A 6,090-nucleotide genomic window follows, 5' to 3' on the forward strand; every position below is an offset into this window, starting at 1 on the left:
AGTCCGGGCGGGTGGGGTGGGCCGGCCGATCCGCTGCGTTGTCCGGACGGGCCGACCCACCCCGGCCTGACCGTGGGTGTCAGGCCGTCCGCCGGCCGGGTCCCGTGGTCCCCCGGACCCGGCCGGACCCCCGGGGTGGGCGGGTGCGCCACCCACCCCGGGTCGTTCTCAGCCGTTCGGGAACAGGCTGCCGTAGTCGGCGTACGCCATGGCGACGTCGGCCTGCGCCCAGAACCGGTGGTAGTTGAAGCTGGGCTCCGGGCCGCCGTCCAGGTACGCCTGCACCTTGGGCCAGTCCGGGTCGTTCTTGTAGAAGGACCGGATGTCGAGGAAGGTCTTGCCGGCGGCGATGGCGTCGCCGTTGGGCATCTTCCCGGTCCAACCCGGCGGGACGTAGAGGCCCTGCCCGGTGGACGCGTTGTAGGTGTCGTCGAAGCGCCGGTAGTCGCCACGCTTCTCGGTGGTGGAGACGCCCTTGGCGTCGGTGGCGGCGGAGAGCGCGTCGAGCAGCCCCTTGGCGGTGTCCTTCGCCGCGACGTTGCCGGACTTGGCCGCGTACGCGATCAGCGTCCGGGCGTACGCGGCGGTGACACCGACGTCCTGGCCCTTGGTGGTCACCTCGACGTGGAGGTTGGTGTTGGGCTGCGGGCTGGACGGGTTCCAGGTGGTCGGCTGGCCGGTCCACGCCATGTCCGACGGGATCGACCAGTTGGTGCCGAGGGTGGTGTTGGCGATCGCCCACGGCACCCACTTGTCCAGCAGCGCCTTGGCCTTGGCGTTGCCGGTCTGTAGGTACAGCTCGGCGATTCGCTGCATCGACCAGGCCTGCATGCCGAACCACTGGTTCGACGGCGGGTCGTTGTAGACCGGGTCGACGTCGTAGAACATGCCGTAGAAGGTGCTGGTGCCGGCCGGCGGCTGGGCGTAGCTGCCGTCCCAGCTGTTGGTGGCGCCGCCGGCGATGCCGCCCTCGGCGGACTGCAACCAGGTGTAGAACTCCAGCTGCCGCTCGAAGCTCTTGGTCCAGTCGGCCACCGCGGTCGCCGACTGCGGCTTGAGCTCCGGGGTGTTGGTCAGCGCCCAGGCCGCGAACGGGTTCTGGTAGCCGAAGTGGTTGTGGCTGGAGCCGATCCGCCAGGACCAGTTCTGGCTGGCGTCGTACGCGCCGCCCCAGGCGTAGTACCAGGACAGCAGGTAGTGCGCCGAGTCCTTGCCGCTGCCGGCCGGGCAGGTGCTGGCCCCGACGCAGTTGCCGATCTTCTTGAAGTACTTGTCGAACATCGCGTACCGCAGGTAGTCACCCATCTTGGCGGCCTTGGCCACGGTGGCGGCGACGTCGGCCTGCTTGTTCTGCGCCTTGGCCCAGGTCAGCGCCCAGTACGCGGCCTGCACGGCGCGGGCGTCGGCGTCCGGGGCGTTGGTGTACTTCCACTGCTTGGCGGGGGCGCCGGTGTCCTTGACGAACAGGTCGAGGTAGCCGTACTGACCGCCGTGCTTGAAGGTGTCGCAGGACGGCTGCGGGACGGTCTCCCACACCGACTCCTGCGTGCCCCGCTGGAAGGTGTTGATGTACGCCGGCTTGGTGGTGCCGTCACCGCAGCGGCCGAAGCCGTAGGTGTTGTCGACGTCCAGCAGCCAGTGCATACCGTAGATGTCGCCGGTGCCGTAGGTGGACTGCAACTCCGAGCGGAGCGGGTCCTGCCCGACGGGCACGTTCGGGTTCAGCGCCGAGGGGTACTGGCTGGGCAGGTTGTACTCCGAGGCGTACTGCGGGGTGCCGGCGGAGCCGGCGGTGGGTTGGTCGGCGTGCGACGGGATGATGTACTTTTCCATCACCGTCCAGGCGTTGTTGAACGGCGCCCAGTTCTGGGTGACGCGGCCGTACTGGGCCTCCAGCCAGAGCCAGAAGCTGAACGCCTCCGAGGTCGTCTCGTGCCCGTGGTCGGGCGCCTCGACGATCAGCGTCTCCACCGAGTGGTACGGCACGCCCTCGGGGCTGAAGTAACCCGAGTTCTTGATCTTGCCGTACTGGTCGAGGAACTTCTTGATGTAGGCGTTGTCGCCGCCGGGGCTGTCGTTGTCGATCTCGGTGGCGGTGACCGCCAGCGGGGCGAGCCCGGCGGCGGAGGCGGTGATGGTGGCGGCGCCGCCGGCGGTGTCGGTGTCCTCCGCCGCGGCGACCGTGACGGTGACCCCGGTGTTCCAGTTGCTGGGGGTCAGCGTGGCGGTGGCCGGCGAGACCGTGACATCGGTGTCGCCGGTGCGGGTGAGGGTGACCGGCACGTTGGCCGTCGGCGCGGCGCTGAGCTTCAGGTTGAAGGTGGTGGTGCCACCCTCGTCGACGCTCACCGCGGACGGGGTGGCGACCAGCGTCGGGCCGGTGGCGGCGGTGACCGTGAACGCCTTCTCGGCGACCCCGATGCCGTTGGCGTTGTCGTACGCCTTGGCCTGGACGGTGTAGCTGCCGGCCGGCAGGTCCTCCTGCGTGTAGGCGTACGGAGCGGTGGTGTCGGTGTTGATCAGCAGGCCGTTGCGGTAGAACTCGACCTTGCTGATCGTCCCGTCCGGATCGCTGGCGGTGGCGGTCAGCGGCACGTCGGCCGGCGCGGTGAACGGGCCGGTCGGCAGGCCGAGGGAGACCGTCGGCGGCTGGTTGGCCGGGGTGCCGTTGCAGGAGGTGCCGTTGAGGGTGAACGAGGTGGGCTTCGGGTTGCTCCCCGAGTGGGAGCCGTTGAAGCCGATGGTGGTGGAGGCCCCGGTGCCGAGGTTGCCGTTGAACGACTCGTTGGTCGCGGTGACCTCGCTGCCGGTCTGGCTGAACCGGGCCGACCAGCCCTGGGTGACCCGCTGGCTGCTGTTCGGGAAGGTCCACTTGAGCGTCCAGCTGCTGACCGCGTCGCCCAGGTTCTTGATGGTGACGTTGGCGGTGAAGCCGTTGTTCCAGTCGTTGGTCGCGTAGACCACGTCGCAGGCGGGTGCGGCCTGCGCGGCGCCGGCGGGCAGGGTCACCCCGCCGACGGCGAGCGCGGTGGCGGCGATGATCGCCACGCGGCGGCGTCTTGCCAGATGTCTCATGTGCGCGGTGTCTCCTCGGGCCAGGCCGGGATGGTCCCGGCGGGCGCCTGCCCGCGAGGGTGGTGGTTCGCGGGGAATTCGAGGCGCCGGAAGGTGGTCTCCCCCGGGCCCGGCCGGGGTGGGGCGGTGCGGCCCGCACGGGAGGGGGTCCCGCCGGCTGCGGTCGGGTGCCGTGACCGGAAGCGTGCTGCCGGCTGCCCTCGGCGGACCCGCGCTCACGCGATGTGGCTCCTGTCGCGTCGAATCGACAGTGTGCCATGGAAGCGCTCCCACGACAAGCGCGGGGCGGATCGAATCAGCTCGTTGTTTCGATCTCGTTTTGGGTCTTTCACAAAGGCGTGACGGGCGTTACAGTCGCAACATCGGTCGATGGGAGCGCTTCCATCGACAAGGTTCCAACTAGAAGATCGCCGGGACCGTCTCTGACGGACCCGGGGAACCATCCCGAAGGCCGACGGCGGGCCAGCCCGGACGCCGCCGTCAGCCGTCGTCCCGCCACATGGAGGGAGGTGGAACCAGAGCCACTCGCGTGGCCCGGCTCCCGCGCGACACGCACGGCAGGACCCAAATTCCGCCCGTGTGTGTGCAGTTACGGTGGGGACGGGGGTTGCCCTCCCCCGTCCCCACACTAAACCCCCGTACACGATGGGAAAAGAGGCCGACGGGACAGGCGCACCGCGCCGCCCGGTCGGCCTCGTTCGCTGTTCGGGGCCCGCACCCGCCTCAACCCGACGTCGCCGGCCGCCATGACGGTCGGCTGACCGGGAGGGCCGCTTCTGCCCTATCCTGGGAGCGCTCCCGAATCTCGGCGGTGGCCCCGTATCCACGAGGAGAATCCATGTCGATACCCACCGGGCCCGCCGGCCCGCTGCGCTTCCCCGACGACTTCGGATGGGGCGCGGCCACCTCCGCGTACCAGATCGAGGGCGCCGCCAAGGAGGACGGCCGCGGCGAGTCGATCTGGGACACGTTCAGCCGCGCCCCCGGCCGCACCCGCAACGGTGACACCGGCGACGTCGCCGCCGACCACTACCACCGGTACGCCGAAGACCTCGACCTGATGCGCGACCTCGGGCTGCGCAGCTACCGCTTCTCCATCTCCTGGCCACGGATCCAGCCCGACGGCACCGGAGCGCCCAACCAGCGCGGCCTCGACTTCTACCGCCGCCTCCTGGACGGTCTGCACGAACGCGGCATCGCCCCGATGGCCACCCTGTTCCACTGGGACCTGCCGCAGGCGTTGCAGGACGCCGACGGGTGGGAGTCGCGCGAGACCGCCCTGCGCTTCGCCGACTACGCCGACGCGGTCTTCGCCGCCCTCGGCGACCGGGTGCCGGTCTGGCTCACCGTCAACGAGCCCAAGACCGTGGTGCAGAACGGCTACCTCATCGGCCACCACGCCCCCGGCCGGCAGGACCCGGACGCCGCCTACCTGGTCGCCCACCATTTGCAACTCGCCCACGGGCTCGCCGTCCGCGCGCTGCGCGCCGCCGACAGCACCGCCCGGATCGGCCCCGCGCTCAACCTGCACCCCTGCTACCCCGCCGACGACTCACCGGAGGCAGCCGCCGCCGCCCGGCTCTACGACGGCTACGAGAACCGCTTCTACCTCGACTCCCTGCTCAGGGGCAGCTACCCCGAGGACGTCCTGGCCGACCTGGGCCCGGAGAGCCGGATGGTCCGCGGCATCCGCGACGGCGACCTGGCGGTGATCTCCACGCCGGTCGACCTGCTGGCCGTGCAGTACTACACACCCATCTACGTCACCGCCGACGGCGGCACCGAACACCGCTGGCCGACCTCCGAGGCCGAGTGGCAGCAGATCTACCCCGACGGGATGTACGACATCCTGACCCGGGTCACCCGCGACTACGGCCCGATCCCGCTCACCGTCACCGAGAACGGCCTGCCCACCCCCGACACCCTGGCCGCCGACGACACCGTCGACGACAGTCGTCGCATCAGCTTCCTGCGTGACCACCTGGCCGCCGCGCACCGCGCCATGACCGCCGGGGTGCCGCTGGAGAGCTTCCACGTCTGGTCGATGCTGGACAACTTCGAGTGGGCCGAGGGGTACGACCAGCGCTGGGGACTTGTCTACGTGGACTACCCCAGCCAGCGGCGGGTGCTCAAGCGCAGCGCCCACTGGTACCGCTCCGTCATCGCCGACGGCGGCTTCTGAGGCCGGCAACCCGGACGGACGGCCGGGCCCGGACGGCTCGGCTCCGGCACAGAGCCGTGACCGTCCGGGACACGGTCGGACCTCGTCAGCGCGGCAACGCCTGCTGCAACTCCGCCCGCAGCGCCGGAGTCAGCATCTCCCCAGCCTGCTTGGCCAGCCGGGCCATCTCGTAGCCCACCACGCCGATGTCCGCGTCACCGGCGGCGAGGGTGGCCAGGATCGAACCGTCGCGCACCTGCATCACCAGGAAGTAGCCCCGACCCATCTCGACCACCGTCTGCTTGACGACGTCGCCGTCGAACATCTGGGCCGCGCCCGCGGTGATGCTCATCAGCCCCGAGGTCACCGCGGCGAGCTTGTCGGCGTGATCGCGCGGCAGGTGGTCGGAGATCGCCACCAGCAGCCCATCGGAGGAGACCACCACCGCGTGCGCCACACCCGGCACCCGCTCCGCGAAGGCGCTCACCAGCCAGCTCAGGTCCCGCGCCTCCTGGCTCAACGTCGTCACTGTCGTCGTCCCCCTTCGTCGTGCCCCCTGGACGGTGGCACGGGTATCTCAGTGGTGTCCTCGGTCTCGGCACGCCGTACCCCGCTGTAGAGCCGGGAAAGCATGCCACCGACCGCCTCCGGGTCCAGGTCGTCACGCGTCGGGGCCGACTCGGGCCGGGCCGGGCGGGTGACCGCGGAGAGCTGTGCCATGGGTACCCGCACCGGCAGGCCCCGTTCGTTCGTGCCACCGGTCAGCGGAGTGGCCGGCGGCACGGCCGGCTCGGGCGCCGCCGGCGCGGCCGGGCCCTCGCGGGACCACCAGCCGCCCCCCGGCACCCGCCGGG

The 6,090-nt window shown here is 70.8% G+C and carries 3 protein-coding genes and 1 pseudogene; 1 reads left to right on the forward strand and 3 read right to left on the reverse strand.

What is annotated here, in order from left to right; translation table 11 throughout:
- Nucleotides 1–168 precede the first annotated feature (168 nt).
- Nucleotides 169–3,075, reverse strand: a complete 2,907-nt coding sequence (locus tag JNW91_RS28605) for a glycoside hydrolase family 48 protein (protein WP_407664400.1) — start codon at nucleotides 3,073–3,075, stop codon at nucleotides 169–171.
- An 838-nt stretch (nucleotides 3,076–3,913) separates the two neighbouring features.
- On the opposite strand from JNW91_RS28605, the gene JNW91_RS28610 reads away from it, so the two are divergent.
- On the forward strand, nucleotides 3,914–5,257 hold the full coding sequence (locus JNW91_RS28610) for a GH1 family beta-glucosidase (RefSeq protein ID WP_203178587.1): 1,344 nt from the start codon (nucleotides 3,914–3,916) through the stop codon (nucleotides 5,255–5,257).
- A gap of 85 nt (nucleotides 5,258–5,342) precedes the next feature.
- On the opposite strand, the gene JNW91_RS28615 is transcribed toward JNW91_RS28610, so the two are convergent.
- On the reverse strand, nucleotides 5,343–5,765 hold the full coding sequence (locus JNW91_RS28615; protein ID WP_139585125.1) for a roadblock/LC7 domain-containing protein: 423 nt from the start codon (nucleotides 5,763–5,765) through the stop codon (nucleotides 5,343–5,345).
- Nucleotides 5,762–6,090, reverse strand: a pseudogene (locus tag JNW91_RS28620) (nitrate- and nitrite sensing domain-containing protein); the annotation flags it as partial. The pseudogene JNW91_RS28620 and the gene JNW91_RS28615, both read right to left, overlap by 4 nt.

Source organism: Micromonospora parastrephiae, from assembly GCF_016802865.1.
Classification (GTDB): domain Bacteria; phylum Actinomycetota; class Actinomycetes; order Mycobacteriales; family Micromonosporaceae; genus Micromonospora; species Micromonospora parastrephiae.

Coding starts and splice junctions, on each gene's coding strand:
- JNW91_RS28605 (WP_407664400.1), bottom strand. CDS start 3,075: ATGAGACATCTGGCAAGACGCCGCCGCGTGGCGATCATCGCCGCCACC.
- JNW91_RS28610 (WP_203178587.1), top strand. CDS start 3,914: ATGTCGATACCCACCGGGCCCGCCGGCCCGCTGCGCTTCCCCGACGAC.